The sequence below is a fragment of the Acinetobacter endophylla genome (assembly GCF_053543775.1).
In genome coordinates this window covers 1-349 of the sequence record NZ_JBLVOM010000163.1, presented here as the reverse complement: position 1 = coordinate 349, position 349 = coordinate 1, and the positions used below count along the sequence as shown (strand labels likewise).

Genomic DNA, 349 nt, shown 5'->3' with positions numbered 1-349 from the left:
TGGTCAATTTCCTGCGCCTTTGCTTGAGTTTGAAGAGGGTGATGAAGCCATCATTCGCGTGAAAAATAATTTAAAAAACCAAGATTCTTCTATTCATTGGCACGGACTGTTGTTGCCGGGCATTATGGATGGTGTACCAGGATTTAATGGTTTTAACGGTATTAAGCCTCAAAGCGAGTATGTTTATAAATTCAAGATTCGCCAAAGCGGGACTTATTGGTATCACGCTCATTCTAAAGGACAGGAACAGGACGGCTTATATGGTTCTTTTGTGATTTATCCAAAAGGTAAAACACCATTGGCAGCACATGAAAAAGCTGAACGTGACTATGTGGTGATGTTGTCAGAT

At 40.4% G+C, this 349-nt stretch carries 1 protein-coding gene; it reads left to right on the top strand.

The features are described 5' to 3' along the window. A partial coding sequence (locus ACNPNW_RS06160) for a multicopper oxidase domain-containing protein (protein WP_448766733.1) occupies positions 1 to 349 on the top strand: 349 nt, incomplete at both ends.